A 507-nucleotide genomic window follows, 5' to 3' on the forward strand; every position below is an offset into this window, starting at 1 on the left:
TAGGCTATTAAAAAAAAATTCATTGCATGGATAACAAATTGGTCCACTACAGAAACGAGACTTCATAAGTTCAGGGACTTGAGAACGGAACAAAAGACGGGGGGGCTCAATCGTCTTCCGAAAAGAGATGCAGCTATGTTGAAGAGACAACTATCTCACTTGCAAACATATCTAGGCGGGATTAAATATATGACGGGAGTACCCGATATTGTAATTATCGTTGATCAGCAAGAAGAATATACGGCTCTTCGAGAATGTATCACTTTGGGAATTCCAACGATTTGTTTAATCGATACAAATTGTGACCCCGATCTCGCRGATATTTCTATTCCCGCAAATGATGACGCTATAGCTTCAATTCGATTCATTCTTAACAAATTAGTATTCGCAATTTGTGAGGGCCGTTCTAGCTATATACAAAATTCTTGATTAATAATAAGATAAATAAATCAATTTTTTTTTTAGGGAGGGGCTCCCTGTATTTCGATTTCAAAAATCGGTTACTAC

At 37.0% G+C, this 507-nt stretch carries 1 protein-coding gene; it reads left to right on the forward strand.

Annotated features, from left to right (window positions below; all coding sequences use genetic code 11):
* The first annotated feature begins 30 nt into the window (after positions 1-30).
* Entirely contained in the window at positions 31-429 is a 399-nt protein-coding gene (rpsB, locus tag DLK05_RS19195; protein WP_498366013.1) for a 30S ribosomal protein S2, read from the forward strand.
* Positions 430-507: the final 78 nt, after the last annotated feature.

It is taken from the genome of Ancylomarina longa (assembly GCF_003996985.1).
Classification (GTDB): Bacteria; Bacteroidota; Bacteroidia; order Bacteroidales; family Marinifilaceae; genus Ancylomarina_A; species Ancylomarina_A longa.